This window comes from Pseudomonas sp. PGPPP4 (assembly GCF_002256045.1).
Classification (GTDB): Bacteria; Pseudomonadota; Gammaproteobacteria; order Pseudomonadales; family Pseudomonadaceae; genus Chryseomonas; species Chryseomonas oryzihabitans.
The window spans coordinates 134,191-159,209 of record NZ_NKID01000004.1 but is presented as its reverse complement, the minus strand read 5'-3'; the positions used below and the strand labels follow the sequence as shown (position 1 = coordinate 159,209).

The window sequence follows — 25,019 nt, the reverse complement described above, 5'->3', positions numbered from 1 at the left end:
CTCTTCCAAGGAGTTTTTTGCCGATTGGAGTGAACGCAACTGCGGTTGCGCTTTCCTATCGCTGGATCAAAATCCCCCGCACATGTTCATCGCCACAGGAGAGAGTGAATGGCACAGCAGATGAGTGGTCGCCAACCCCGTTACAAGCGTATTCTGCTGAAGCTCAGTGGCGAAGCCCTGATGGGAAGTGAAGACTTCGGGATCGACCCGAAGGTGCTGGATCGCATGTCGCTGGAGATCGGCCAACTGGTGGGTATCGGTGTCCAGGTCGGTCTGGTGATCGGCGGTGGCAACCTGTTCCGCGGCGCGGCCTTGTCCGCTGCCGGTATGGATCGGGTGACCGGTGACCACATGGGCATGCTGGCCACGGTGATGAACGCCCTGGCCATGCGCGACGCCCTGGAGCGTTCCAACATTCCCGCTACGGTGATGTCCGCCATCTCCATGGTCGGTGTGACCGATCAGTACGATCGGCGCAAGGCCCTGCGCCAGCTGAAGGATGGCGAAGTCGTCATCTTCTCCGCCGGTACCGGCAACCCCTTCTTCACCACCGATTCCGCCGCCTGCCTGCGCGCCATCGAGGTCGAAGCCGACCTGGTGCTCAAGGCCACCAAGGTGGATGGTGTATACACGGCCGATCCCTTCAAGGATCCCAATGCCGAAAAATTCGAGCGCCTGACCTACGACGAAGTGCTCGACCGCAAGCTGGGTGTCATGGATCTCACGGCCATCTGTCTCTGCCGTGACCACAGCATGCCCCTGCGGGTTTTCAACATGAACAAGCCCGGCGCCCTGCTCAATATCGTGGTGGGCGGTGGTGAGGGCACCCTGATCGAGGAGGGAGCAGCATGATCAATGAGATCAAGAAGGATGCGCAGGCGCGCATGACCAAGACCCTGGAAGCCCTGGGCCACGCCTTTGCCAAGATCCGTACCGGACGCGCTCATCCGAGCATCCTGGATAGCGTCATGGTGTCCTACTACGGCAGCGACACTCCGCTGCGTCAGGTGGCCAACGTCACCGTCGAGGATTCGCGGACCCTGGCCCTGAGCGTGTTCGACAAGAGCATGATCCAGGCGGTCGAGAAGGCCATCATGACCTCCGACCTGGGCCTTAATCCGGCCACCGCCGGGACCACCATTCGCGTGCCGATGCCGGCGCTGACCGAAGAGACCCGCAAGGGCTTCACCAAGCAGGCGCGTGCCGAGGCCGAGCAGGCGCGGGTTTCCGTGCGCAACATCCGTCGCGATGCCCTGGCTCAGCTCAAGGATCTGCTCAAGGAAAAGGAAATCAGTGAAGACGAGGATCGTCGCGCTCAGGATGAAGTCCAGAAGCTGACTGATAAATTCGTTGCCGAGGTGGACAAGGCTCTGGAGGCCAAGGAAGCCGACTTGATGGCTGTTTGACAACGGTTGGGACGTAACATGGGCATGAGCAAGCCAGGCAAGGTGGTGCCGCGTCACGTGGCGATCATCATGGATGGGAACAATCGCTGGGCGCGCCGTCGGCTGCTGCCGGGCGTCGCCGGTCACAAGGCCGGAGTGGACGCCGTGCGCGCGGTCATCGAGGTGTGCGGCGATGCGGGCGTCGAGGTGCTGACGCTGTTCGCCTTTTCCAGCGAGAACTGGCGGCGTCCGGCCGACGAGGTCGGCGCCCTGATGGAGCTCTTCCTATCCGCCCTGCGGCGGGAGGCGAAGAAGCTGCACCAGAACGGCATCCGGCTGCGCATCATCGGCGATCGCTCGCTGTTCCATCCGGAACTGCAGGCGGCCATGGCGGAAGTCGAGGCCCTCACTGCCCATCACACCCGGTTCGTGCTGCAGATCGCCGCCAACTATGGGGGGCAATGGGATATCACCCAGGCCGCCCAGCAACTGGCGGCGCGGGTCCAGCAGGGTTCGCTGCAGCCGGGTGAGATCACGCCGGAGCTGCTGCAAGGCTGTCTGGCGACCGCCGACCTGCCGCTGCCCGACCTGTGCATCCGCACCGGTGGCGAGCGCCGGGTCAGCAACTTCCTGCTCTGGCAGATCGCCTATGCCGAGCTGTATTTCTCCGACCTGTTCTGGCCGGACTTCAAGCACGAGGCCATGCACGCCGCCCTGGCGGACTTTGCCACCCGCCAGCGGCGGTTTGGCCGGACCTGCGAACAGGTGGAAGCGGAGCTACGCGCCTAATGCTGAAGCAGCGAGTTATCACGGCGATGGTGCTCCTGCCCATCGCCCTGGCCGGATTTTTCTGGCTGGAAGGGGCGGCTTTCGCTCTGTTCATCGGTGCGGTCGTGGTCCTGGGCGCCTGGGAATGGGCGCGGCTGGCGGGGCTGGAAGCCCAGCCGCTGCGTTGTGCCTATGCCGCCGTGGTCGCGCTGGCGCTGCTGCTCTGCTGGTGGCTGCCCGCCGGTGCCCATGGCCTGCTGTTCATCAGTCTGGCCTGGTGGCTCTATGCGACGGTGCTGGTGCTCACCTATCCCGACAGCGCTCGCGCCTGGCAGGCCTCCTGGCGGCGCCTGCTGATCGGGCTGGTGGTGCTGGTTCCGGCCTGGCAGGGGTTGATGCTGCTCAAGGCGGCACCGGGTGGCAATCTGCTGATTCTCGAGGTGATGATGCTGGTGTGGCTGGCCGACATCTTCGCCTATTTTTCCGGACGAGCCTTTGGCAAGCGCAAGCTGGCGCCGGCCGTGAGTCCGGGCAAGAGCTGGGAAGGTCTCTATGGCGGCCTGGCCGCCGCGCTGGTGGCTACCCTGGTACTCGGCCTGGTCCGTGGCTGGGGCCTGGGCGACCTCCTGCAGGCTCTGATCGGCGCCGCCTGCGTGGTGCTGATCTCCGTGGTGGGTGATCTCACCGAAAGCATGTTCAAGCGTCAGGCCGGGCTCAAGGACAGCAGCCAGTTGCTGCCGGGGCACGGTGGCGTGCTAGATCGCATCGACAGCCTCACGGCCGCCGTACCGCTGTTCGCCCTGCTGCTCTGGTGGGCCGGCTGGGGTGTCCAGTGAGTCTCCAGCAGCTTTGTGTCCTGGGTGCGACGGGCTCCATCGGCGCCAGCACCCTGGATGTCGTCGCCCGGCATCCCGATCGCTATCGCATCTTCGCCCTCAGCGGGCATCGTCGACTGAGCGAGCTGGCAGAGCTCTGTCGGCGTTTTCAGCCGGTCTATGCAGCCGTGCCGGATCAGGCATCCGCCGAGCAGCTGGCCGCTTTGCTGCAAGGGGCTGAAGCCCGCCCCGAAATCCTGGTGGGGGAGGGCGGCCTGGAAGCCATCGCGGCCCATCCCCAGGTGGATACCGTCATGGCCGCCATCGTCGGCGCGGCGGGTCTGAAGCCCACCTTGGCGGCGGTCAAGGCCGGCAAGCGCGTACTGCTGGCCAACAAGGAAGCCCTGGTCATGAGCGGCGCGCTCTTCATCGAGGCCGTGCAGGCCAGTGGCGCGACCCTGCTGCCCATCGACAGCGAGCACAATGCCATCTTCCAGTGCCTGGCCGATCCGGCGACGCCCGGCCTGGCCCGCAAGGGCGTAAGACGCATCCTGCTCACCGCCTCGGGCGGCCCATTCCGCGAGACGCCGGCCGAGCAACTGACCGGGGTGACGCCGGATCAGGCCTGCGCCCATCCCAAGTGGTCCATGGGACGCAAGATTTCGGTGGACTCCGCGACCCTGATGAACAAGGGATTGGAGCTGATCGAAGCCTGCTGGCTGTTCGAGGCGACGCCGGAGCAGGTCGAAGTGGTCATCCATCCCCAGAGCGTGATTCATTCGCTGGTGGACTATGTGGATGGCTCGGTGCTGGCCCAGCTGGGCAATCCCGACATGCGCACCCCTATCGCCCATGCCCTGGCTTGGCCCGAGCGCATCGAATCCGGCGTCGCGGCACTGGACCTGTTCGAGATCGGTCGGCTCGACTTCGAGCGGCCCGACGAAGCGCGCTTTCCCTGCCTACGGTTGGCGCGGGAAGCGGCTCAGGCGGGTGGTTGCATGCCGGCCACGCTCAATGCGGCCAACGAGGTCGCTGTCGAGGCCTTTCTAGACGGGCGACTGGGCTTTACCGAGATCCCGCGGCTGATCGAAGCGGTGCTCGAGGCCGTCGAGCCCTGTCCGGCCAGCGATCTCGACGCGGTCTTCGCGGCCGACAGCACCGCTCGGCAGCTGGCTCGGGAGTGGCTGTCGAGACGCTGATCCCGCGCCTCGACACCTGGCCTGCGAGTCCGCAGAATCTGCACATTGAGGTAGCGGAGGCAGCCAATGTCCATCCTTTATACGATTCTGGGAACCCTGATCGCCCTGGGCGTGCTGGTGACCATCCACGAGTATGGCCATTTCTGGACGGCGCGCCGTTGCGGCGTCAAGGTCCTGCGCTTCTCCGTGGGCTTCGGCAAGCCGCTGCTGCGCTGGCACGATCGCCAGGGCACCGAATTCGTGGTGGCCGCGATCCCATTGGGCGGCTATGTGAAGATGCTGGACGAGCGCGAAGCGCCGGTGGCGCCCGAAGAACAGCATGCCGCCTTCAATCGCAAGACGGTACGCCAGCGCATCGCCATCGTCGCCGCCGGTCCGATCGCCAATTTCCTGCTCGCCATCCTGTTCTTCTGGGTGCTGGCCATGCTTGGCTCCCAGCAGCCGCGTCCGGTGGTGGGGGCGGTTGCCCCTGATACCCTGGCTGCCGCAGCGGGCATCCCGGCGGGCGCCGAACTGACCGCGGTCGATGACGCGGCGGTAGACAGCTGGTCGGCGGTCAATCTGCGCCTGGTCGATCGCCTGGGTGAAAGCGGTCCGCTACGCCTGAGCTACCGGGTCCCGGGCACCACTGCCGAGCAGAACACAGTCATCCAGCTCGACGCCTGGCTGCGCGGTGCAGAAGATCCGGATCCGATCCAGGCGCTGGGTCTCAAGCCCTGGCGGCCGCAGATTCCGGCCATCTTCGCCGAGCTGGATCCGGCCGGTCCGGCGAAAGCCGCCGGCCTCCAGGCGGGTGATCGCCTGATCGCCCTGAACGATACGCCCATCGCTGACTGGCAGCAGGCCGTGGACTGGGTGCGGGCGCACCCCGATCAGCAGGTCAAGGTGAGCTATGAGCGCGAGGGTCAGCGACGCGAGCTGTCCCTGCGCCTGGGCGCGCGGCGCGTCGATAGCGCCGAGACCGGTTACCTCGGCGCGGGTGTGGCGCCGGTCAAGTGGCCAGCGGAAATGGTTCGCGAAATCAGCTACGGACCCGTGGCGGCCGTGGGCGAAGGTATCAGCCGAACCTGGCAGATGAGCGTGCTGACACTGGTTTCCCTGAAGAAGATGCTCTTGGGAGAGCTGTCGGTAAAAAACTTGAGCGGGCCGATAACCATTGCTAAAGTGGCGGGCGCTTCAGCTCAGTCAGGCCTGGGGGATTTCCTCAATTTTCTGGCGTACCTGAGCATAAGCCTGGGGGTTCTGAATCTGTTGCCTATCCCTGTGCTCGACGGCGGTCATCTGGTCTTCTACTTCGTCGAGTGGATTCGCGGGCGGCCCTTGTCCGAGCGTGTACAGACATGGGGCATGCAGATCGGTATTAGCCTCGTCGTGGGTGTGATGCTGCTGGCCTTGGTCAATGACCTCGGTCGCCTCTGACACTCTGCTGATTGCCGAATCTGCCGCCCCGTGCGGCAGATTCTTTATTTGCCAGTTGGAATAAAAGGGACTCATGAAACGCCTGCTGCTACCTGCGGTAATAGCCGCGCTGATGATCGGCGAGGTACACGCCGAGTCCTTCACCATCTCCGATATCCGCGTCAACGGACTGCAACGAGTATCGTCCGGCAGCGTCTTCGGTGCCCTGCCGCTCAACGTCGGCGAATCCGTCGACGACAACAAGTTGGCCGAAGCCTCCCGCTCGCTCTTCCGTACCGGATTCTTCCAGGACATCCAGCTGGGCCGTGACGGCAACGTCCTGGTCGTGAACCTGGTCGAGCGTCCCTCCATTTCCAGCATCACCCTGGAAGGCAACAAGGCGATCTCCAGCGACGACCTGATGAAGGGTCTCAAGCAGGCCGGTCTCGCCGAAGGCGAGATCTTCCAGCGTGCGACGCTGGAAGGCGTGCGCAACGAACTGCTGCGTCAGTACGTCGCCCAGGGTCGCTATTCCGCCAGCATCGACGCCGAAGTAGTGCCTCAGCCCCGTAACCGGGTGCAGCTGAAGATCACCATCAACGAGGGCGAGGTGGCGACCATCTCCCACGTCAATGTGGTGGGCAACACGGTCTTCGCCGAGGATGACCTGACCTCGCTGTTCGAGCTCAAGCCGAGCAACTGGCTGTCGTTCTTCCGTAACGATGACAAGTACTCCCGGGAAAAGTTGGCAGGTGACCTCGAGCGCCTGCGCTCCTATTACCTGGATCGCGGCTACATCAACATGGACATCACCTCGACCCAGGTGTCCATCACGCCCGACAAGAAGCACGTCTACATCACGGTCAATGTCAACGAAGGGCAGAAGTACACCGTTCGCGAAGTCAAGCTGTCCGGCGACCTCAAGGTGCCGGAGGAAGAGCTGCGCAAACTGATGCTGGTCCAGCCGGGTCAGGTCTTCTCGCGCAAGGTCATGACCAGCACCTCGGACCTGATTACCCGCCGGCTGGGCAACGAAGGCTATACCTTCGCCAACGTCAACGGCCTGCCCGAGCCCCATGACGACGACCACAGCGTGTCCCTGACCTATGTGGTCGATCCGGGCAAGCGTGCCTACGTCAATCGCATCAACTTCCGCGGCAACACCAAGACCGAGGACGAGGTGCTGCGTCGCGAGATGCGCCAGATGGAGGGCGGTTGGGCTTCCACCTACCTCATCGACCAGTCCAAGACCCGCCTCGAGCGCCTGGGCTACTTCAAGGAAGTCAAGGTCGAGACGCCCCAGGTGCCTGGTACCGACGACATGGTCGACGTCAACTACAACGTCGAAGAGCAGCCGTCGGGCTCCATCACCGCCAGCATCGGCTTCGCCCAGAGCGCAGGTCTGATCCTCGGTGGCTCCATCAGCCAGAACAACTTCCTGGGCACCGGTAACCAAGTCAGTATCGGTCTGACCCGTTCCCAGTACCAGAGCCGCTACAACTTCAGCTTCACCGATCCCTACTTCACGCCGGACGGCGTGAGCCTGGGCTACAACATCTTCTATCGCAGCACCGACTACAGCAAACTGTACGACAGCGACGTCTCCTACTACTCGATCAACAGCCTGGGTACCGGTGTTACCCTGGGCTATCCGATCAGCGAGACCTCGCGCCTGACCTATGGTCTGAGCGTGCAGAAAGACGAGATCAATCCGGGTACCTACAGTGCCGACGAGATCTATGATTTCGTCCAGCGCGAAGGGGACAACTTCACCAACTTCAAGGCCAGCATCGGCTGGTCCAGCTCGACGCTGAACCGCGGCGTGCTGCCGACCCGTGGTGCCTCCCAGAGCCTGACCGGCCAGATCACCATCCCGGGCAGCGACCTGAGCTTCTACAAGCTCGACTACCGCGGCCAGCTGTTCACCCCGCTGACCGACACTACCGCGCTGCGCTTCCATACCGAGCTGGGTTACGGCGACGGCTATGGCAGCACCGATGGCCTGCCGTTCTACGAGAACTACTACGCCGGTGGCTTCAACTCGGTACGGGGTTTCGAGGACAGCAGCCTGGGTCCGCGGACGACGCCGCCAAAGAACCCTGCGACTTATGCTAATCAAGGTCAGGGCTATCGCGATCGGGAGAACGACGAGGCCTTCGGTGGCAACGTCCTGATCACCGGTGGTGTGGAATACCTGTTCCCCTTGCCCTTCGTGAAGGATCAGAAGTCCCTGCGGACCGTATTGTTCTGGGACGTGGGTAATGTGTTCAGCACCAAGTGCTACTTGAGCAGCACGCAGAATTGCGGCGACGTCAGCTTCTCCAATATGGCCAGCTCCGTTGGTGTCGGTGTGACCTGGGTGACTGCCCTCGGTCCACTGAGCTTCAGCCTGGGTATGCCAGTCAAGAAGCCGAACAACTCCGATCCGCAGGTCTTCCAGTTCTCGCTGGGTCAGACGTTCTGACCCAGGCTACACCTTTGCGCTTTACGCAGGAGTCAACTGTGCACAAGTACACCCGTTACGCTTTGTTCGCTGCCGTTCTCGTCGCCGCTCCGGTGTTCGCCGATACCAAGATCGCTGTCCTGAACTACCAGATGGCCCTGCTGGAATCCGACGCCGCCAAGAAGTACGCGGTGGATTCCGAGAAGAAATTCGGTCCCCAGCTGAACAAGCTCAAGGGTCTGGAAAGCTCCGCCAAGGACATCCAGGACAAGCTCAACAAGGGCGGTGACAAGATGGCTCAGGCCGAGCGCACCCGCCTGGAGAACGACTTCCGCCAGAAGGCCCGTGACTTCCAGTTCCAGTCCAAGGAACTCAACGATGCCAAGGCGGCCTCGGATCGCGACATGCTCAAGCTGCTCAAGCCGCGCCTGGACAAGGCCGTGGAAGAGGTGCTGAAGAAGGGTGATTACGATCTGGTGCTCGAGCGTGGCGCCGTGGTGGACGTGAAGCCGCAGTACGACATCACGCGCCAGGTCATCGAGCGCATGAACGCGGGTCGTTGATGAGCCATAGCACCTTTACGCTGGGCGAACTGGCGCAGTGGCTGGAAAGCCGCCAGTTGACCGTGGAGTTACGCGGTTCGTCCGAGCGCCTGGTGACCGGTCTGGCTACCCTGCCCGAGGCCGGTCCTGAGCAGTTGAGTTTTCTCGCCAATCCACAGTACCGCCGCTATCTGGCCGACACCCAGGCCGGGGCCGTGCTGCTGACGGAAAAGGACGCCGACGGCTACGCCGGTGACGCCCTGATCCTGGCGAATCCCTATCTGGCCTATGCGCGCCTTTCCCATCTGTTCGATCGCAAGCCGCGCAGCGCAGCCGGTATCCATCCCACCGCGCTGGTCGCGGCGGATGCCCAGGTCGATCCGACGGCGGCCATCGGTCCCTACGTGGTGATCGAGGCGCAGGCGCGCATCGGCGCCGGTGTCAGTCTGGGTGCTCACTGCGTGGTGGGTGCGCGCAGCGTCATCGGTGCCGACAGCTGGCTGGCGCCGCGGGTCACGCTCTATCACGACGTGACCATTGGCGAGCGTGCCGTGGTGCAGTCGGGTGCCGTGATCGGCGCCGAGGGCTTCGGCTTCGCCAACGAGCGCGGCCAGTGGCAGAAGATCGCCCAGCTGGGTGGCGTACTGATCGGCGACGACGTCGAGATCGGTGCCAACACCACCATCGACCGTGGCGCCCTGGCGAACACGGTCATCAGCAATGGCGTGAAGCTCGACAACCAGATCATGATCGCGCACAACGTCCAAGTCGGTGAGCACACCGCCATGGCCGCCTGCGTCGGCATCTCTGGCAGTACCAAGATCGGCAAACACTGCACCATCGCCGGCGGCGTGGGCATGGTCGGTCATATCGAGGTGTGCGACCACGTGTTCGTCACCGGTATGACCATGGTGACCCGCTCGATTACCGAGCCCGGTGCCTATTCCTCCGGTACGGCCATGCAGCCGGCCGGCGAATGGAAGAAGAGCGCCGCGCGGATTCGTCACCTCGACGACATGGCCCGCCGTCTGCAACATCTGGAAAAAATCGTTGCTACCGTGACCTCGCGGGATGACGCTGCTTCTGATGCTTGATTCTGCATCGGATGTTTCCCCTTTCTGAACAGGCCTTCCCCGACCATGATGGACATCAACGAGATCCGTGAATATCTCCCGCATCGCTATCCTTTTCTGTTAGTAGATCGCGTGCTGGAGCTGGATATCGAAGCCAAGCGCATTCGTGCCTACAAGAACGTCAGCATCAACGAGCCCTTTTTCACTGGCCACTTCCCCCAGCATCCGATCATGCCGGGCGTGCTGATCGTCGAGGCCATGGCCCAGGCTGCCGGCGTGCTCGGTTTCAAGATGATGAATTCCTCGCCGGCCGATGGCACCCTGTACTACTTCGTTGGATCGGATAAGCTGCGGTTTCGCCAGCCGGTGACGCCGGGCGATCAGCTGATGCTCGACGCTCGCTTCATCAGCACCAAGCGCGGCATCTGGAAATTCGAATGCCACGCCAGTGTGGACGACAAGCCGGTCTGCTCGGCTGAAATCATCTGTGCGGAACGTAAGCTATGACGTTGATTGACCCCAGGGCTATCGTCGACCCCAAGGCACGGCTCGCCGCCGATGTCCAGGTCGGCCCCTGGTCGATCATCGGACCGGATGTCGAGATTGGCGAGGGGACCGTCATCGGGCCTCACGTCATCCTCAAGGGTCCGACCGTGATCGGGCGTCACAACCGTATCTTCCAGTTCTCGTCGATCGGCGAGGATACGCCCGACCTCAAGTATCAGGGCGAACCGACCCGGCTGCGGATCGGCGATCACAACACCATCCGCGAAGGGGTCACCATCCATCGCGGTACCGTGCAGGATCGGGAAGAGACGACCCTTGGCGATCACAACCTGCTGATGGCCTATGTGCACATCGGCCATGACAGCGTGATTGGCAATCACTGCATCCTGGTCAACAACACGGCGCTTGCCGGGCACGTGCATGTCGACGACTGGGCGATCCTGTCCGGCTATACCCTGGTGCATCAGTTCTGCCGTATCGGCGCCCACAGTTTTTCCGGCATGGGCACGGCCATTGGCAAGGACGTACCGGCCTATGTCACGGTGTTCGGCAATCCGGCCGAAGCCCGCAGCATGAACTTCGAAGGCATGCGCCGCCGGGGTTTCTCGGCCGAAGCCATCAAGGAATTGCGCCGCGCCTACAAGGTGGTCTACCGCCAGGGCCTGACCGTCGATGACGCCCTGCGCGAGCTGGAGCCGGTGGCTCAGCAGTTTCCCGAAGTGGCGGTGTTCCGCGACTCCATCCTGAGTGCGACGCGTGGCATCACCCGCTGAGTTCGCCCAGCGCCCGCTGCGCGTGGCGCTGGTGGCAGGGGAGGCGTCGGGTGATCTGCTCGGCGCCGGTCTGATGCAGGCGTTGCGTGAGCAGCATCCGCATATCTCCTTCATGGGCGTGGGCGGTCCGCGGATGGAAGCCGAAGGGCTGGTGTCCGAATTTCCCATGGAACGCCTGGCGGTCATGGGGCTGGTCGAGGTGCTCGGCCGCCTGCGGGAACTCCTGGGTCGACGCAAGGCGCTGATCAGTCAATTGCTCGACGCCCGTCCCGATGTCTTCATCGGCATCGACGCCCCAGATTTCGTCCTCGAGATCGAAGCCCAGCTGCATCGCGCGGGCATTCCGGCCGTGCACTACGTCAGCCCTTCGGTCTGGGCCTGGCGGCAGAAGCGGGTGCTGAAGATCCGCGACGGCTGCGACCTGATGCTGACCCTGTTTCCCTTCGAGGCACGCTTCTACGAAGAACAGCAGGTGCCGGTGCGCTTCGTCGGCCATCCGCTGGCCGATACCATCCCTCTGGACAGCGACCGCCTGGCGGCCAGACAGGCCCTGGGCCTGCCGGAAGAGGGGCAGATCGTCGCCCTGTTGCCGGGCAGTCGCGGTGGTGAAGTAGGGCGTCTCGGTGCCCTGTTCCTCGACGCTGCCGCTCAGTTGCTGGCCGTACGTCCTGGTGTGCGCTTCGTGCTGCCCTGTGCCAATGCCGCGCGGCGGGCGCAGGTGGAGCAACTGCTGGAAGGCCGGCCGCCGCTGCCGCTGCTGCTGACCGATGGGCGTTCCCATGAGGTGCTGGCCGCCTGTGATGGTGTGCTGATCGCCTCGGGCACCGCGACCCTGGAGACGCTGCTGTTCAAGCGACCCATGGTGGTGGCCTATCGGGTGGCCCCCCTGACCTATCTGATCCTCAAGCAGCTGGTGAAGAGTCCCTACATCTCGCTGCCCAACCTCCTGGCCGGGCGCAAGCTGGTGCCCGAGCTGATCCAGCACGAGGCGACGCCGGAGCGGCTGGTGGCCGAACTCCTGCCGCTGCTGGAGCAGCCGCAGCAACAGACCGACAGCTTCGCCGCCATCCATCACAGCCTGAGGCGCGATGCCTCGGTCCAGGCGGCCGCTGCCGTGCTGGATCTCCTGCGGCAGCGTGGCTGATGCAACTGGGCCTGGATTTCAACCTGGTCGAGGCGCTGGTCGCCGGCGTCGACGAAGTCGGTCGTGGTCCGCTGTGCGGCGCCGTGGTCACGGCCGCGGTGATCCTCGATCCGGGCAAGCCCATCCTCGGCCTGAACGATTCGAAGAAGCTGTCGCTGGCGCGCCGCGAAGCCCTGTTCGACGAGATCCAGGAAAAGGCCCTGGCCTGGTGCGTGGCCCGCGCCGAGGTCGCCGAGATCGACCGGCTGAACATCCTGCACGCCACCATGCTGGCCATGCAGCGCGCGGTCGAGGGTCTCCACGTGCAGCCGCGCCTGGCCCTGATCGATGGCAATCGCTGTCCCAAGCTGGCGGTGCCCAGTGCGCCGGTGGTGAAGGGCGACAGCCAGGTCCCGGCGATCGCCGCGGCGTCCATCCTGGCCAAGGTGACCCGCGACCGCGAGATGCAGGTGCTGGATGCCCTCTATCCGGGCTATGGCCTGGCCGGGCACAAGGGCTATCCCACCGCCGAACATCTCGATGCGCTCCGGCGCCTGGGGCCCACGCCCATCCACCGGCGCTCCTTCGCGCCGGTGCGCGATGCCTGGCATGCCCTCGAGACCCAGGCCTCCACCCAGATCATCGCCACCTACTGACGGCCGTCGCGGCGTTCTGACCCCGGGTCGACAATCCAGTACAATCTCGCGCCTCATGCATCAAGGGGTCTCTGCCATGTCCGCATCCTTCGTCCACCTGCGTCTCCACACGGAATACTCCCTGGTCGACGGGATCGTGCGGGTGAAGGGGCTGGTCAAGGCTGCCGAGGCCGCCGGGATGCCGGCCGTAGCGGTGACCGACCAGGGCAACCTCTGTTCGCTGGTCAAGTTCTACAAGGCGGCCATGGGTGCCGGGATCAAGCCCATCGCCGGCGCCGACATCTGGCTGGCCGGTCGCGAAGGCGACGCGCCCCTGAGCCGCATGACCCTGCTGGTCATGAACGCCAAGGGCTATCGCAACCTCACCGAACTGCTGTCCCGTGGCTTCCAGGAAGGCCAGCAGGACTGTCAGATCGTCATCCAGCGCGACTGGGTGAAGGACGCCAGCGAAGGCCTGATCGCCCTGTCCGGTTCCAAGGAGGGCGAGATCGGCCTGGCGCTGCTCGAAGGCGATCTGGCGCTGGCCGATCAGCTGTTCGAAGAATGGCAGCAGGTCTTCCAGGATCGCTTCTATCTGGAGGTGCAGCGCACCGAGCGAGTCGGTGACGAAGAGCACCTGCATGCCGCCGTGGCCCTGGCCGATCGCTGCGGGGGCGCCCTGGTGGCGACCAACGACGTGCGCTTTCTCAAGGCCGAGGACTTCGAGGCCCACGAGACCCGCGTCTGCATCGGCGAGGGCCGGCCGCTGGACGATCCCCGACGCGAGCGCAAGTACAGCGACCAGCAGTACCTGAAGTCGGCGGCCGAGATGGCCGAGCTGTTCAGCGACCTGCCCGAGGCGCTGGAAAACACCGTCGAGATCGCCAAGCGCTGCAACATCGAGATCCAGCTGGGCAAGTACTTCCTGCCCAACTTCCCGATCCCCAACGGGATGACCATCAACGACTACCTGCGCCATGTGTCCTTCGAGGGCCTGGAAGAGCGCCTGGCCGTGCTCTGGCCGCGCGAGACCACGCCGAACTACGAGGAAAAGCGCCAGGAGTACGTCGATCGACTCAACTTCGAGCTCGACATCATCATCCAGATGGGCTTCCCCGGTTACTTCCTCATCGTGATGGACTTCATCAAGTGGGCGAAGAACAACGGCGTGCCGGTCGGTCCCGGCCGGGGCTCGGGTGCCGGCTCCCTGGTCGCCTACGTACTCAAGATCACCGACCTCGATCCGCTGGCCTACGACCTGCTGTTCGAGCGCTTCCTCAATCCCGAACGGATCTCCATGCCCGACTTCGACGTCGACTTCTGCATGGACGGTCGCGACCGGGTGATCGAATACGTGGCCGACCTTTATGGTCGCGAGGCGGTGAGCCAGATCATCACCTTCGGCACCATGGCCGCCAAGGCGGTGGTGCGCGACGTGGCGCGGGTGCAGGGCAAGTCCTATGGCCTGGCCGACCGCCTGTCGAAGATGATCCCCTTCGAAGTGGGCATGACCCTGCAGAAGGCCTTCGAGCAGGAGGAGCCGCTGCGCGACTTCCTGGCGACCGACGAGGACGCCAAGGAAATCTGGGACATGGCGCTGAAGCTGGAAGGCATCACCCGCGGCACCGGCAAGCATGCCGGGGGCGTGGTGATCGCACCGACCAAGCTGACCGACTTCTCGCCCATCGCCTGCGACGAAGACGGCAACGGCCTTGTGACCCAGTTCGACAAGGACGACGTCGAGCAGGCCGGTCTGGTCAAGTTCGACTTCCTCGGCCTGCGCACCCTGACCATCATCAAGTGGGCGCTGGAGACCATCAACCGCACGGAAGTGGAGGAGGGGCGCGAGCCGCTCAACATCGACTTCATCCCACTGGACGACAAGCCGACCTACGCCCTGCTGCAGAAGGCCGAGACCACCGCCGTCTTCCAGCTGGAATCCCGCGGCATGAAGGAGCTGATCAAGAAGCTCAAACCGGACTGCCTGGAAGACCTCATCGCCCTGGTGGCGCTGTTCCGCCCGGGTCCGCTGCAGTCGGGCATGGTGGACGACTTCATCAACCGCAAGCACGGTCGCGCCGAGCTGGCCTATCCGCACCCGGACTACCAGTACGAAGGCCTGCAGCCGGTGCTGGCGCCCACCTACGGCATCATCCTCTACCAGGAACAGGTGATGCAGATCGCCCAGGTCATGGGCGGCTACACCCTGGGCCAGGCGGACATGCTGCGCCGCGCCATGGGCAAGAAGAAGCCCGAGGAGATGGCCAAGCAGCGCGGCGGCTTCATCGAGGGTTGCGCCAACAACGGCATCGATGCCGAGCTGGCCGGCAACATCTTCGACCTGGTGGAAAAATTCGCCGGCTACGGCTTCAACAAGTCGCACTCGGCGGCCTACGGCCTGGTGTCCTACCAGACCGCCTGGCTGAAGACCCACTATCCGGCGCCCTTCATGGCGGCGGTGCTGTCGGCGGACATGCACAACACCGACAAGGTGGTGATCCTCATCGAGGAATGCCGCCACATGAAGCTGCGCATCGACACGCCGGACGTGAACATCTCCGAGTTCAAGTTCACCGTGAACGACGGTGGGCGCATCGTCTACGGCCTGGGCGCCATCAAGGGCGTGGGCGAGGGGCCGGTGGAGGCCATCGTCGAGGCGCGGGCCGAAGGCCCCTTCAAGGACCTCTTCGACTTCTGCGCGCGGGTGGACCTCAAGCGCATCAACAAGCGTACCCTGGAAGCCCTGATCCGCTCCGGTGCCCTGGACCGCCTGGGGCCGCACTACCACGACGAGCTCAAGGCCTATCAGGCGACCATCGACCAGAATCGCGCCGTGCTGCTGGCGGCCATGGAAGAGGCCATCGCCTCGGCCGAACAGACCGCCCGCAGCCACAACAGCGGCCATGTCGATCTCTTCGGCGGCGTCTTCGCCGAACCCGAAGCCGACGTCTATGCCAACCACCGTCGCGCCCGCGAGCTCAATCTCAAGGAGCGTCTGCGCGGGGAAAAGGAAACCCTGGGGCTGTACCTGACCGGTCACCCCATCGAGGAATACGAAGGCGAGGTGCGCCGGCTGGCGCGCCAGCGCATCGTCGACCTCAAGCCGTCGCGCGAGACCCAGACCGTGGCCGGGCTGATCGTCAACCTGCGGGTGATGAAGAACAAGCGCGGCGACAAGATGGGCTTCGTCACCCTGGACGACAGGTCCGGGCGCATCGAGGCCTCGCTGTTCGCCGAAGCCTTCAATGCCGCCCAGGCACTCTTGCAGACCGATGCCCTGGTGATCGTCGAGGGCGAGGTCAGCCAGGACGATTTCTCCGGTGGCCTGCGCCTGCGCGCCAAGCGCGTGCTGGGGCTAGAAGAGGCCCGGACCGCCCTGGCGGAAAGCCTCAGGATCGCGGTGCGCAGCGAGGCGCTGGCCGGCGACCGGCTGCGCTGGCTGGGTGAGTTGTGCGGTCGTCATCGCGGCGCCTGTCCGGTCACCATCGACTACCAGGGCCCCACCGCGCGGGCGCTGCTGCAATTCGGCGAGAACTACCGGATCGATCCGGCCGATGGCCTGATTCAAACCCTGCGTGACCAGTTCGGCAGGGAGAACGTCTTTCTGAACTATCGTTAAGTCCGAGCGCCTCGTGCGCTTCGTCCCAACCCTCGCCAGCGGCGGGTGCCGGTGACATGGCAGGAGTCTCGACCTGTCCCGTCCGATCCCTTAAGGTAGGCGCCCCGGCCCTTGGCTCTAGATTGCACTAACGGATGCCCATGAACCCGAACTATCTCGATTTCGAACAGCCCATCGCCGATCTCCAGGCCAAGATCGAAGAACTTCGACTGGTCGGTAACGACAATGCGCTGAACATCAGTGACGAGATCGCCCGGTTGCAGGAGAAGAGCCAGGCGCTCACCAAGAGCATCTTCAGCGACCTGTCCAGCTGGCAGGTGGCTCGTCTGGCGCGTCATCCGCTGCGTCCCTACACCCTCGACTACATCAACTACCTGTTCAGCGATTTCGAAGAGCTGCACGGCGACCGCCACTTCGCCGACGATCCGGCCATTGTCGGTGGCATCGCCCGCCTGGAAGGCCGTCCGGTGATGATCATCGGTCACCAGAAGGGTCGTGAAGTCCGCGAGAAGGTCCGCCGTAACTTCGGCATGCCGCGTCCGGAAGGCTATCGCAAGGCCTGCCGCCTGATGGAGATGGCCGAGCGCTTCAAGATGCCGATCCTGACCTTCATCGATACCCCCGGCGCCTACCCGGGCATCGATGCCGAAGAGCGTGGCCAGAGCGAGGCCATCGCCTGGAACCTGCGCGTCATGGCGCGCCTGAAGACCCCCATCATCGCCACCGTGATCGGCGAGGGTGGTTCCGGTGGCGCCCTGGCCATCGGCGTCTGCGACCAGCTCAACATGCTGCAGCACTCCACCTACTCGGTGATCTCGCCGGAAGGTTGCGCCTCCATTCTCTGGAAGACCGCCGAGAAGGCGCCCGATGCCGCCGAGGCCATGGGCATCACCGCCGAGCGACTGAAGAGCCTGAACATCGTCGACCAGGTGATCGACGAGCCCCTGGGTGGCGCGCACCGCGATCCCCAGGCCATGGCCAACAGCCTGCGCACCGCGCTGCTGGAGCAGCTGGACGAACTCAAGGGCTACGACATGCCGGCGCTGCTGGAGCGTCGCTACGAGCGCCTGATGAGCTACGGCATCGCCTGATCCCGCCCCCATGAGTCTGCTGGATCGGCTGCGCGCCCGCCTGGAGCGGCAGCCGCCCACCCGTCACTGGCGGGTGGGCTTCTCCGGCGGACTCGATTCCACCGTTCTCCTGCATCTCCTCGCGCAGCTGCGCGAACAGAGGCTGCTGGCCGATCTGCAGGCGGTGCATGTGCACCATGGTCTGCAAGCCGCGGCGGATGCCTGGGTCTCGCACTGCACTCGGGTCTGCCAGGGTCTGGCAATCCCGCTCGCTACCCTGCACGTCCACACCGATGGCGCCGCCAGTCTCGAGCGGGCTGCCCGCGAGGCGCGCTATGCCGCCTTCGCCCGGGTGCTGCCCAGGGAGGGCTGTCTGGTGCTGGGGCAGCATCGCGACGATCAGCTGGAGACCCTGCTGCAGCGGCTGGTGCGCGGCGCGGGGGTCAAGGGCCTGGCCGGCATGCCCGAGACTCGCTCCTTGGCCGCCGGTCGGCTCTGGCGGCCCCTGCTGGACGAGCCGCGGCGCGCGCTGCTGGCCTATGCCGAAGCCGAGGGGCTGGACTGGATCGAGGATCCCAGCAACGCCGATACCCGGCTGGATCGCAATTACCTGAGGCACCAGGTGCTGCCGCGGCTACGCGACCGCTGGCCGGGCGTCGATCAGGTCATGGCGCGCAGTGCCCGACATCTGGCCGAAGCCGACGAATTGCTCGGTGAACTGGCCAGCCAGGATCTGCAGCAGGCCCGGCGCGCCGAACAGCCTTTTCCCTGGATCCCCTTGCCCAGTCTGGCCCTGGCGCCCTTGCAGTCCCTGAGCGAGGCGCGCCAGCGCAATGCCCTGCGGGTCTGGCTGGACAGCTTCACCCGCCAGCCCGACAGCGCCCACTGGGCTGGTTGGCAGGCATTGCGCGAGGCGGGCGAGGCCGGTGATCCGGTCTGGCGTCTCGAAGGTGGCAGTCTGCGCCGGGGGGCAGGGCGGATCTGGTGGGTGCCCGCGGGCTGGCAGGTCGCGCCTTTACCCCAGGTCGTCAACGAGCAGGAAACCATCCTGGAACTTCAGGGTAATGGTCGCCTGCGATTCAGCGTGCCGGCCGTCGCATCCGGCTGGCGAATCGGCTATCGCCAGGGCGGCGAGCGACTGGTCGTACCGGGTCGCGGCAGTCGCGATCTCAAGCGTCTGCTCAACGAGCAGGGGGTGCCGCCGTTCCTGCGCGGCCGATTGCCGCTGCTCTGGCGCGGCGACGAACTGCTGGCGGTGGCCAACCTGACCGGTCTGGATGGCCTGCCGGGGGGAGGGCGGCTTGAGTGGCAGCCCGCAGACGGCATGGGCGGGTTTGAGCTGGGATGACCTTTAGGCTAGACTACGCTCCCGTCTTATATCGCATTTTCCGCTCGCCCCGAGTGGACGGTGTGCATTGGTCCGGCGCCAGGCCGACCGCTCTCGCTTTCATCGGCGGCTCTCCGCCTCAACGCAGATTCTAGGAATTTTCATGACGCGCTTTATTTTCGTCACGGGCGGTGTTGTTTCTTCTTTGGGGAAAGGCATCGCCTCGGCTTCCCTGGGCGCCATTCTGGAAGCGAGAGGGCTGAAGGTCACCATGCTCAAGCTGGATCCCTACATCAACGTGGATCCTGGCACCATGAGCCCCTTCCAGCACGGCGAGGTGTTCGTCACCCATGACGGAGCCGAGACCGATCTGGACCTGGGTCACTACGAGCGCTTCATCCGCACCACGGTGACCCAGAACAACAACTTCACCACCGGTCGCATCTACATGGACGTCCTGCGCAAGGAGCGTCGTGGCGACTACCTGGGCGCTACCGTGCAGGTGATCCCGCACATCACCGACGAGATCAAGCGACGCATCATCAAGGGCGCCGGCGATGCCGACGTGGCCCTGGTGGAGATCGGCGGCACCGTCGGTGACATCGAGTCGCAGCCCTTCCTCGAAGCCATCCGCCAGCTGCGGGTGGAGATCGGGGCGCGCCGCGCCATGCTGATGCACCTGACCCTGGTCCCCTACATCGCCACCGCCGGCGAGACCAAGACCAAGCCGACCCAGCATTCGGTCAAGGAACTGCGCTCCATCGGCCTGCAGCCCGATGTGCTGATCTGCCGTTCCGACCACACCGTCGACAGCTCTTCCCGCCGCAAGATCGCGCTCTTCACCAACGTCGAAGAGCGCGCGGTCATCTCCCTGGAAGACGTCGACACCATCTACCGCATTCCCTCCGTGCTGCACGCCCAGGGCCTGGACGAATTCGTCGTCGAGCGCTTCGGCCTGGAGTGCAAGCCGGCCGATCTGTCCGAGTGGGATCGCGTGGTGGACGCCAAGCTCAACCCCGAGCAGGAAGTCACCATCGCCATGGTCGGCAAGTACATGGAGCTGCTCGACGCCTACAAGTCGCTGATCGAGGCCATGACCCACGCCGGCATCCAGAGCCGCACCAAGGTCAACCTGCGCTATATCGACTCCGAGCACATCGAGCAGCAGGGCACCCATCTGCTCAAGGGCGTGGACGCCATCCTGGTGCCCGGCGGCTTCGGCCTGCGTGGCGTGGAAGGCAAGATCGCCACCGTGCAGTACGCCCGCGAGAACAAGATTCCCTACCTGGGCATCTGCCTGGGCATGCAGGTGGCTGTCATCGAATTCGCCCGTAACGTGCTGGGCTGGAAAGACGCCAACTCCACCGAATTCGACAAGGCCAGCGGCCACCCGGTGGTCGGCTTGATCACCGAATGGCAGGATTCCACCGGCGCCACCGAGATCCGTACCGAAGGCTCCGACCTGGGCGGCACCATGCGCCTGGGTGCCCAGGAATGCCAGCTGATCGGCGGTACCCAGGTGCACGACTGCTACGGCCAGGACGTCATCGTCGAGCGCCATCGTCACCGCTACGAGGTCAACAACAACCTCCTGCCGCAGATCGAGGCCGCCGGCCTGAAGATCTCCGGTCGCTCGGGCGACGGCGCCCTGGTCGAGGTGGTGGAAGCCCCGGATCATCCCTGGTTCGTCGCCTGCCAGTTCCACCCGGAGTTCACCTCCACCCCGCGTGACGGCCATCCGCTGTTCAGCGGCTTCGTCAACGCCGCCCTGCGTTACGCCAAGAAGGATTGAGCATGACCGCACAGAAGATCGTCCGCGTCGGCAACATCGAGATCGCCAACGACAAGCCCTTCGTGCTGTTCGGCGGCATGAACGTGCTGGAATCCCGCGACCTGGCCATGCAGGTGTGCGAGCAATACGTCAAGGTGACCGAGAAGCTGGGCATTCCCTATGTCTTCAAGGCCAGCTTCGACAAGGCCAATCGCTCCTCCGTGACCAGCTATCGCGGTCCGGGCATGGAAGCCGGCCTGCGCATCTTCGAAGAGCTCAAGGCCACCTTCGGCATGCCGGTGATCACCGACGTCCACGAGCCCTACCAGGCCGCCCCGGTAGCGGCGGTGTGCGACATCATCCAGCTGCCGGCCTTTCTCTCGCGGCAGACCGATCTGGTGGTGGCCATGGCCAAGACCGATGCCGTGATCAACATCAAGAAGGCGCAGTTCCTCGCACCCCAGGAGATGAAGCACATCCTCGCCAAGTGCGAAGAAGCCGGCAACGACCAGCTGATCCTCTGCGAGCGGGGCTCCTCCTTCGGCTACAACAACCTGGTGGTCGACATGCTCGGCTTCGGCATCATGAAGAGCTTCGGCTACCCGGTGTTCTTCGACGTCACCCATGCCCTGCAGATGCCGGGCGGGCGTGCCGACTCCGCCGGCGGTCGCCGCGCCCAGGTCACCGACCTGGCCAAGGCCGGCATGAGCCAGGGCCTGGCCGGTCTGTTCCTCGAAGCCCATCCGGATCCCGAACATGCCAAGTGCGACGGCCCCTGTGCCCTGCGCCTGGACAAGCTGGAGCCCTTCCTGGCCCAGCTCAAGGCGCTGGACGAGCTGGTGAAGTCGTTCACGCCGATCGAAACTGCCTGAGAGCCTGTTCAAAATTTTGCGAGCTAGAGCCAAACAAGGCGAAAAGGCTTGAGGAAGCGGAGTTTACGATTGGTAAATGAGCGTTCCGAAGGCCTTTTCAGCGCAGTGTGGCCAACGCGTAGCAAATTTTGGACAGGCTCGTAGTGGCGGCTTGAACCAAAAGCCCTTGGCGCAGCCGAAGGCTGATCCGTCAATGACCGGTAACATGGAGATCGATACAAAAATGGCTAACATCGTCGACATCAAGGGACGTGAGGTCCTGGATTCCCGCGGCAACCCCACCGTTGAAGCGGACGTGATCCTGGACAATGGTATTGTCGGTCGCGCCACCGCGCCGTCCGGCGCGTCCACCGGTTCGCGCGAGGCACTGGAGCTGCGCGACGGCGACAAGAGCCGTTACCTGGGCAAGGGCGTCCTGAAGGCCGTGGGCAACATCAACGGCCCGATCCGTGACCTGCTGCTGGGCAAGGATCCGAGCGACCAGAAGGCCCTGGACCGCGCCATGATCGAGCTGGACGGTACCGACAACAAGGCCAAGCTGGGCGCCAACGCCATCCTGGCCGTGTCCCTGGCGGCCGCCAAGGCCGCTGCCGAAGACCAGGACCTGCCGCTCTACGCCCACATCGCCAACCTGAACGGCACCCCCGGTCAGTACTCCATGCCGGTGCCGATGATGAACATCATCAACGGCGGCGAGCATGCCGACAACAACGTCGACATCCAGGAATTCATGGTCCAGCCGGTCGGCGCCAAGAGCTTTGCCGACGCCCTGCGCGTGGGTGCCGAGATCTTCCATCACCTCAAAGCCGTGCTCAAGGCCCGTGGCCTGAGCACCTCCGTGGGTGACGAAGGCGGTTTCGCGCCCAACCTGGCCTCCAACGCCGACGCCCTGGCCGCCATCGCCGAAGCGGTGAAGAATGCCGGTTACGAGCTGGGCACCGACGTGACCCTGGCCCTGGACTGCGCCTCTAGCGAGTTCTACAAGGACGGCCAGTACGACCTGTCCGGCGAGGGCAAGGCCTTCGACGCCAACGGTTTCGCCGACTACCTGGCCGGGCTGACCGAGCAGTTCCCGATCATCTCCATCGAAGACGGCATGGACGAGTCCGACTGGGCTGGCTGGAAGGCCCTGACCGACAAGATCGGCAGCAAGGTGCAGCTGGTGGGCGACGACCTGTTCGTCACCAACACCAAGATCCTCAAGGAAGGCATCGAGAAGGGTATCGGTAACTCGATCCTGATCAAGTTCAACCAGATCGGCTCCCTGACCGAGACCCTGGAAGCCATCCAGATGGCCAAGGCCGCCGGCTACACCGCGGTGATCTCCCACCGCAGCGGCGAGACCGAAGACTCCACCATCGCCGACCTGGCCGTGGGCACCGCCGCCGGTCAGATCAAGACCGGTTCGCTGTGCCGTTCCGATCGCGTCTCCAAGTACAACCAGCTGCTGCGCATCGAAGAGCAGCTGGGTGCCAAGGCGCCTTACCGCGGTCGTGCCGAGTTCCGCAGCTAAGGGCTGCGCGATCGGGGAGGCGATTACAGAGGTCGTCGCCTCCCGCCACGTCCGACGGACCACAGGATAGATGCCCAGTTTACAAGCGTAGAGCCGGGCTTCTATCCTGTTTTCGTCTCTGCCGCCGCCTTTGCGGCATCCGCCGTCCGCGAATCCGTTATCTCCCATGCGAAGTCCCTACTGGCTGTTCCCCTTCCTGCTCCTGCTGCTTGGCGGTCTCCAGTATCGCCTGTGGGTCGGTGATGGCAGCTTCGCCCAGGTGCGCGAACTCAAGCAGCAGATCGCCGACCAGAATGGTGAGAACAAGCGCCTGCTGGAGCGCAACGAGATCCTCGAAGCCGAGGTCGTCGAGCTCAAGAAAGGCATGGAGACCGTCGAGGAGCGTGCCCGCCACGAACTCGGCATGGTCAAACAAGGCGAAACCCTTTTCCTGCAATCCAAATAATGTCCCTTCTGCCTTCCTTCTGGGCGGTCATCCCCGCCGCGGGCGTGGGTGCGCGGATGCGTGCCGACCGACCCAAGCAATACCTCGACCTGTGCGGCCGCAGCCTGCTGGAGCGCACCCTCGACTGTTTTCTCGACCACCCGCGCCTGCGCGGCCTGGCGGTGAGCCTGGCGCCGGAAGACCCTTGGTGGCCGACGCTGGCCTGCGCCCGCGATGCCCGCATCCTGCGCGCCCCCGGTGGTCGCGAACGGGCCGACTCCGTGCTGGGTGGCCTGTTGCTGCTGAGCGAGCAGGGCGCCACCGACGGTGACTGGGTGCTGGTGCACGATGCCGCGCGGCCCAATCTCCGCCGTGAGGATCTCGACCGGTTGCTGGCCGATCTGGCCCAGGATCCGGTGGGTGGTCTCCTGGGCGTGCCGGCGCGGGATACCCTCAAGCGCGTCGGCCGCGATGGCCGGGTGAGCGAGACCGTGGATCGCAGCCAGGTCTGGCTGGCCTACACGCCGCAGATGTTTCGCCTCGGCGCCCTGCGTGACGCCCTGAGCGCCGGCCTGGCCGCGGGCGCCGCCATCACCGACGAGGCCTCGGCCATGGAGTGGGCCGGGCATGCGCCGCGCCTGGTCGAAGGCCGCGCGGACAACATCAAGGTCACCACTCCCGAAGACCTGCAGCGACTGCAACAGGTCTTCGCCGAGGGCTAGCGCACGCGCCTTGCCTGTCTGTTCACCGACCAGCCTTGCGTGCGTGACTCAGCCATCGGATGGGTGGCGAGCGCCGGGGCGCGGGGTGCTCAGGCCCTGTTTGAGGTGTTCCACCAGCAGGCGGATCTTCGGCGAGAGAAAGCGCCGCTGCGGGTAGAGGGCCCAGACCGCGCTGTTGGGCGGCTGACGATTGTCCAGCAGGGCGCGCAGCTCGCCGCGGGCCAGGTGCGGCAGGACATAGTAGTCCGGCAACTGGCACAGGCCGAAGCCGCGCAGGGCGGCGTCCAGTACCGCCTGGCCGCTGTTGCAGCGCCAGGTGCCCTGGACGCGGTGCAGCACCTCGCGATCGTTTTCGCGAAAGCTCCAGATGTCGCTGGTGCCCACTAGGCAGCGATGGCGACTCAGCTCGGACAAGGTGTGGGGGGCGCCGAAGCGTTCCAGATAGCTCGGCGCGGCGCACAGATAGAGCTCCCGCGGCGCCAGGCGCGTCGCCACCAGGCGGGAATCGGCCAGGCGGCCGAGGCGGATGGCCAGGTCGTAGCCTTCGTGCAAGAGATCGACGGTGCGGTTGGTCAGGTCCAGTTCCAGACTCACCTCGGGATGGCGGGCGAGGAAGTCGTTGACCAGGGGCACGACGAAGCGCTCGCCGTAGGTCACGGCGCAGGTCATGCGGATCAGCCCCTTGGGCTGGCTGGATAGATCGCTGACCTCGCGCAGGGCTTCGTCGCGCGCCTCCTGCAGCCGGCGGCAGTGCTGCAGAAAGGTGTGGCCGGCTTCGGTGAGGGCGACGCTGCGGGTGCTGCGATAGAGCAGGCGCGCCTGCAGCCGTTCTTCCAGTCGGGCCACCTGCCGGCTCACGTGAGAGGTCGAGGTGCCGAGGCGATCGGCGGCCTGTCCGAAGTGCAGGGTACTCGCCACGGCGACGAATTCGTCGATGCCCTCCCAGCCCATGATTGTTTCCCTGTAGCAAAAATGAATTCCAGTATGCCCGATTGTTCCAGGAATTCTGGCGTCTAAACTGGTCCTCTCGTTTTTTCGCC

22 protein-coding genes are annotated in these 25,019 nt (G+C 64.7%); 21 read left to right on the top strand and 1 reads right to left on the bottom strand.

The genetic code is table 11. From position 1 onward, the window contains the following. Nucleotides 1–108: 108 nt before the first annotated feature. The 21 genes from pyrH to ispD all read left to right on the top strand — a co-directional run bounded on the left by pyrH (nt 109) and on the right by ispD (nt 23,979). On the top strand, nt 109–852 hold the full coding sequence (pyrH, locus tag CFE50_RS08975) for a UMP kinase (protein WP_007159492.1): 744 nt from the start codon (nt 109–111) through the stop codon (nt 850–852). After that, nucleotides 849–1,406, top strand: a complete 558-nt coding sequence (gene frr, locus CFE50_RS08970; protein WP_286732855.1) for a ribosome recycling factor — start codon at nt 849–851, stop codon at nt 1,404–1,406. Before pyrH ends, frr begins: the two co-directional genes overlap by 4 nt. 18 nt (nt 1,407–1,424) lie before the next feature. Further along, nucleotides 1,425–2,174 (top strand): polyprenyl diphosphate synthase, encoded by a 750-nt coding sequence (gene uppS, locus CFE50_RS08965; RefSeq protein WP_027602572.1) that lies wholly within the window; start codon nt 1,425–1,427, stop codon nt 2,172–2,174. Then, entirely contained in the window at nt 2,174–2,989 is an 816-nt protein-coding gene (locus tag CFE50_RS08960; RefSeq protein ID WP_007159489.1) for a phosphatidate cytidylyltransferase, read from the top strand. The genes uppS and CFE50_RS08960 overlap by 1 nt, the downstream gene beginning before the upstream one ends. After that, entirely contained in the window at nt 2,986–4,167 is a 1,182-nt protein-coding gene (ispC, locus tag CFE50_RS08955; RefSeq protein WP_286732850.1) for a 1-deoxy-D-xylulose-5-phosphate reductoisomerase, read from the top strand. The genes CFE50_RS08960 and ispC overlap by 4 nt, the downstream gene beginning before the upstream one ends. 66 nt (nt 4,168–4,233) lie before the next feature. Further along, nucleotides 4,234–5,586: a sigma E protease regulator RseP gene (gene rseP / locus CFE50_RS08950; RefSeq protein WP_286732848.1), complete on the top strand. Its 1,353-nt coding sequence runs from the start codon at nt 4,234–4,236 to the stop codon at nt 5,584–5,586. A 73-nt stretch (nt 5,587–5,659) separates the two neighbouring features. Next, complete coding sequence (gene bamA / locus CFE50_RS08945; protein WP_241808707.1) at nt 5,660–8,029, top strand: outer membrane protein assembly factor BamA; 2,370 nt, start codon at nt 5,660–5,662, stop codon at nt 8,027–8,029. Nucleotides 8,030–8,067: 38 nt separating this feature from the next. Further along, complete coding sequence (locus tag CFE50_RS08940; RefSeq protein WP_007159485.1) at nt 8,068–8,571, top strand: OmpH/Skp family outer membrane protein; 504 nt, start codon at nt 8,068–8,070, stop codon at nt 8,569–8,571. Then, on the top strand, nt 8,571–9,644 hold the full coding sequence (gene lpxD / locus CFE50_RS08935; protein WP_042136064.1) for a UDP-3-O-(3-hydroxymyristoyl)glucosamine N-acyltransferase: 1,074 nt from the start codon (nt 8,571–8,573) through the stop codon (nt 9,642–9,644). Before CFE50_RS08940 ends, lpxD begins: the two co-directional genes overlap by 1 nt. Nucleotides 9,645–9,689: 45 nt before the next feature. After that, nucleotides 9,690–10,130, top strand: a complete 441-nt coding sequence (fabZ, locus tag CFE50_RS08930) for a 3-hydroxyacyl-ACP dehydratase FabZ (protein ID WP_007159483.1) — start codon at nt 9,690–9,692, stop codon at nt 10,128–10,130. Further along, complete coding sequence (lpxA, locus tag CFE50_RS08925) at nt 10,127–10,903, top strand: acyl-ACP--UDP-N-acetylglucosamine O-acyltransferase (RefSeq protein WP_007159482.1); 777 nt, start codon at nt 10,127–10,129, stop codon at nt 10,901–10,903. The genes fabZ and lpxA overlap by 4 nt, the downstream gene beginning before the upstream one ends. Nucleotides 10,904–10,919: 16 nt before the next feature. Further along, nucleotides 10,920–12,047 (top strand): lipid-A-disaccharide synthase, encoded by a 1,128-nt coding sequence (lpxB, locus tag CFE50_RS08920; RefSeq protein ID WP_286733345.1) that lies wholly within the window; start codon nt 10,920–10,922, stop codon nt 12,045–12,047. Then, nucleotides 12,047–12,682, top strand: a complete 636-nt coding sequence (gene rnhB, locus CFE50_RS08915; RefSeq protein WP_286732844.1) for a ribonuclease HII — start codon at nt 12,047–12,049, stop codon at nt 12,680–12,682. The genes lpxB and rnhB overlap by 1 nt, the downstream gene beginning before the upstream one ends. 76 nt (nt 12,683–12,758) lie before the next feature. Beyond that, nucleotides 12,759–16,280, top strand: a complete 3,522-nt coding sequence (gene dnaE / locus CFE50_RS08910) for a DNA polymerase III subunit alpha (protein WP_286732842.1) — start codon at nt 12,759–12,761, stop codon at nt 16,278–16,280. Nucleotides 16,281–16,420: 140 nt separating this feature from the next. Beyond that, entirely contained in the window at nt 16,421–17,371 is a 951-nt protein-coding gene (locus tag CFE50_RS08905) for an acetyl-CoA carboxylase carboxyltransferase subunit alpha (RefSeq protein ID WP_017639042.1), read from the top strand. A gap of 10 nt (nt 17,372–17,381) precedes the next feature. Further along, the gene (gene tilS / locus CFE50_RS08900) at nt 17,382–18,698 is read left to right on the top strand and encodes a tRNA lysidine(34) synthetase TilS (RefSeq protein ID WP_286732839.1); all 1,317 of its coding nucleotides are present in this window, start codon (nt 17,382–17,384) and stop codon (nt 18,696–18,698) included. A gap of 142 nt (nt 18,699–18,840) precedes the next feature. After that, nucleotides 18,841–20,469, top strand: a complete 1,629-nt coding sequence (gene pyrG / locus CFE50_RS08895; protein ID WP_007159476.1) for a CTP synthase — start codon at nt 18,841–18,843, stop codon at nt 20,467–20,469. A gap of 2 nt (nt 20,470–20,471) precedes the next feature. Beyond that, the gene (gene kdsA, locus CFE50_RS08890) at nt 20,472–21,320 is read left to right on the top strand and encodes a 3-deoxy-8-phosphooctulonate synthase (RefSeq protein WP_017639039.1); all 849 of its coding nucleotides are present in this window, start codon (nt 20,472–20,474) and stop codon (nt 21,318–21,320) included. 223 nt (nt 21,321–21,543) lie between these two features. After that, complete coding sequence (eno, locus tag CFE50_RS08885) at nt 21,544–22,833, top strand: phosphopyruvate hydratase (RefSeq protein WP_007159474.1); 1,290 nt, start codon at nt 21,544–21,546, stop codon at nt 22,831–22,833. 166 nt (nt 22,834–22,999) lie between these two features. Beyond that, complete coding sequence (locus CFE50_RS08880) at nt 23,000–23,278, top strand: septum formation initiator family protein (protein ID WP_007159473.1); 279 nt, start codon at nt 23,000–23,002, stop codon at nt 23,276–23,278. Continuing rightward, nucleotides 23,278–23,979, top strand: coding sequence for a 2-C-methyl-D-erythritol 4-phosphate cytidylyltransferase (ispD, locus tag CFE50_RS08875; RefSeq protein ID WP_241808712.1), 702 nt, complete (start codon nt 23,278–23,280; stop codon nt 23,977–23,979). The genes CFE50_RS08880 and ispD overlap by 1 nt, the downstream gene beginning before the upstream one ends. Nucleotides 23,980–24,027: 48 nt before the next feature. Here the strand turns inward: ispD and CFE50_RS08870 are convergent, their stop codons facing one another. Next, complete coding sequence (locus CFE50_RS08870) at nt 24,028–24,930, bottom strand: LysR substrate-binding domain-containing protein (protein WP_502694690.1); 903 nt, start codon at nt 24,928–24,930, stop codon at nt 24,028–24,030. Nucleotides 24,931–25,019 lie beyond the last annotated feature (89 nt).

Coding starts and splice junctions, on each gene's coding strand:
- frr (WP_286732855.1), top strand. CDS start 849: ATGATCAATGAGATCAAGAAGGATGCGCAGGCGCGCATGACCAAGACC.
- eno (WP_007159474.1), top strand. CDS start 21,544: ATGGCTAACATCGTCGACATCAAGGGACGTGAGGTCCTGGATTCCCGC.
- CFE50_RS08960 (WP_007159489.1), top strand. CDS start 2,174: ATGCTGAAGCAGCGAGTTATCACGGCGATGGTGCTCCTGCCCATCGCC.
- CFE50_RS08870 (WP_502694690.1), bottom strand. CDS start 24,930: ATGGGCTGGGAGGGCATCGACGAATTCGTCGCCGTGGCGAGTACCCTG.
- CFE50_RS08905 (WP_017639042.1), top strand. CDS start 16,421: ATGAACCCGAACTATCTCGATTTCGAACAGCCCATCGCCGATCTCCAG.
- pyrH (WP_007159492.1), top strand. CDS start 109: ATGGCACAGCAGATGAGTGGTCGCCAACCCCGTTACAAGCGTATTCTG.
- bamA (WP_241808707.1), top strand. CDS start 5,660: ATGAAACGCCTGCTGCTACCTGCGGTAATAGCCGCGCTGATGATCGGC.
- uppS (WP_027602572.1), top strand. CDS start 1,425: ATGGGCATGAGCAAGCCAGGCAAGGTGGTGCCGCGTCACGTGGCGATC.
- kdsA (WP_017639039.1), top strand. CDS start 20,472: ATGACCGCACAGAAGATCGTCCGCGTCGGCAACATCGAGATCGCCAAC.
- lpxA (WP_007159482.1), top strand. CDS start 10,127: ATGACGTTGATTGACCCCAGGGCTATCGTCGACCCCAAGGCACGGCTC.
- fabZ (WP_007159483.1), top strand. CDS start 9,690: ATGATGGACATCAACGAGATCCGTGAATATCTCCCGCATCGCTATCCT.
- dnaE (WP_286732842.1), top strand. CDS start 12,759: ATGTCCGCATCCTTCGTCCACCTGCGTCTCCACACGGAATACTCCCTG.
- CFE50_RS08880 (WP_007159473.1), top strand. CDS start 23,000: ATGCGAAGTCCCTACTGGCTGTTCCCCTTCCTGCTCCTGCTGCTTGGC.
- rseP (WP_286732848.1), top strand. CDS start 4,234: ATGTCCATCCTTTATACGATTCTGGGAACCCTGATCGCCCTGGGCGTG.
- pyrG (WP_007159476.1), top strand. CDS start 18,841: ATGACGCGCTTTATTTTCGTCACGGGCGGTGTTGTTTCTTCTTTGGGG.
- tilS (WP_286732839.1), top strand. CDS start 17,382: ATGAGTCTGCTGGATCGGCTGCGCGCCCGCCTGGAGCGGCAGCCGCCC.
- rnhB (WP_286732844.1), top strand. CDS start 12,047: ATGCAACTGGGCCTGGATTTCAACCTGGTCGAGGCGCTGGTCGCCGGC.
- lpxD (WP_042136064.1), top strand. CDS start 8,571: ATGAGCCATAGCACCTTTACGCTGGGCGAACTGGCGCAGTGGCTGGAA.
- ispD (WP_241808712.1), top strand. CDS start 23,278: ATGTCCCTTCTGCCTTCCTTCTGGGCGGTCATCCCCGCCGCGGGCGTG.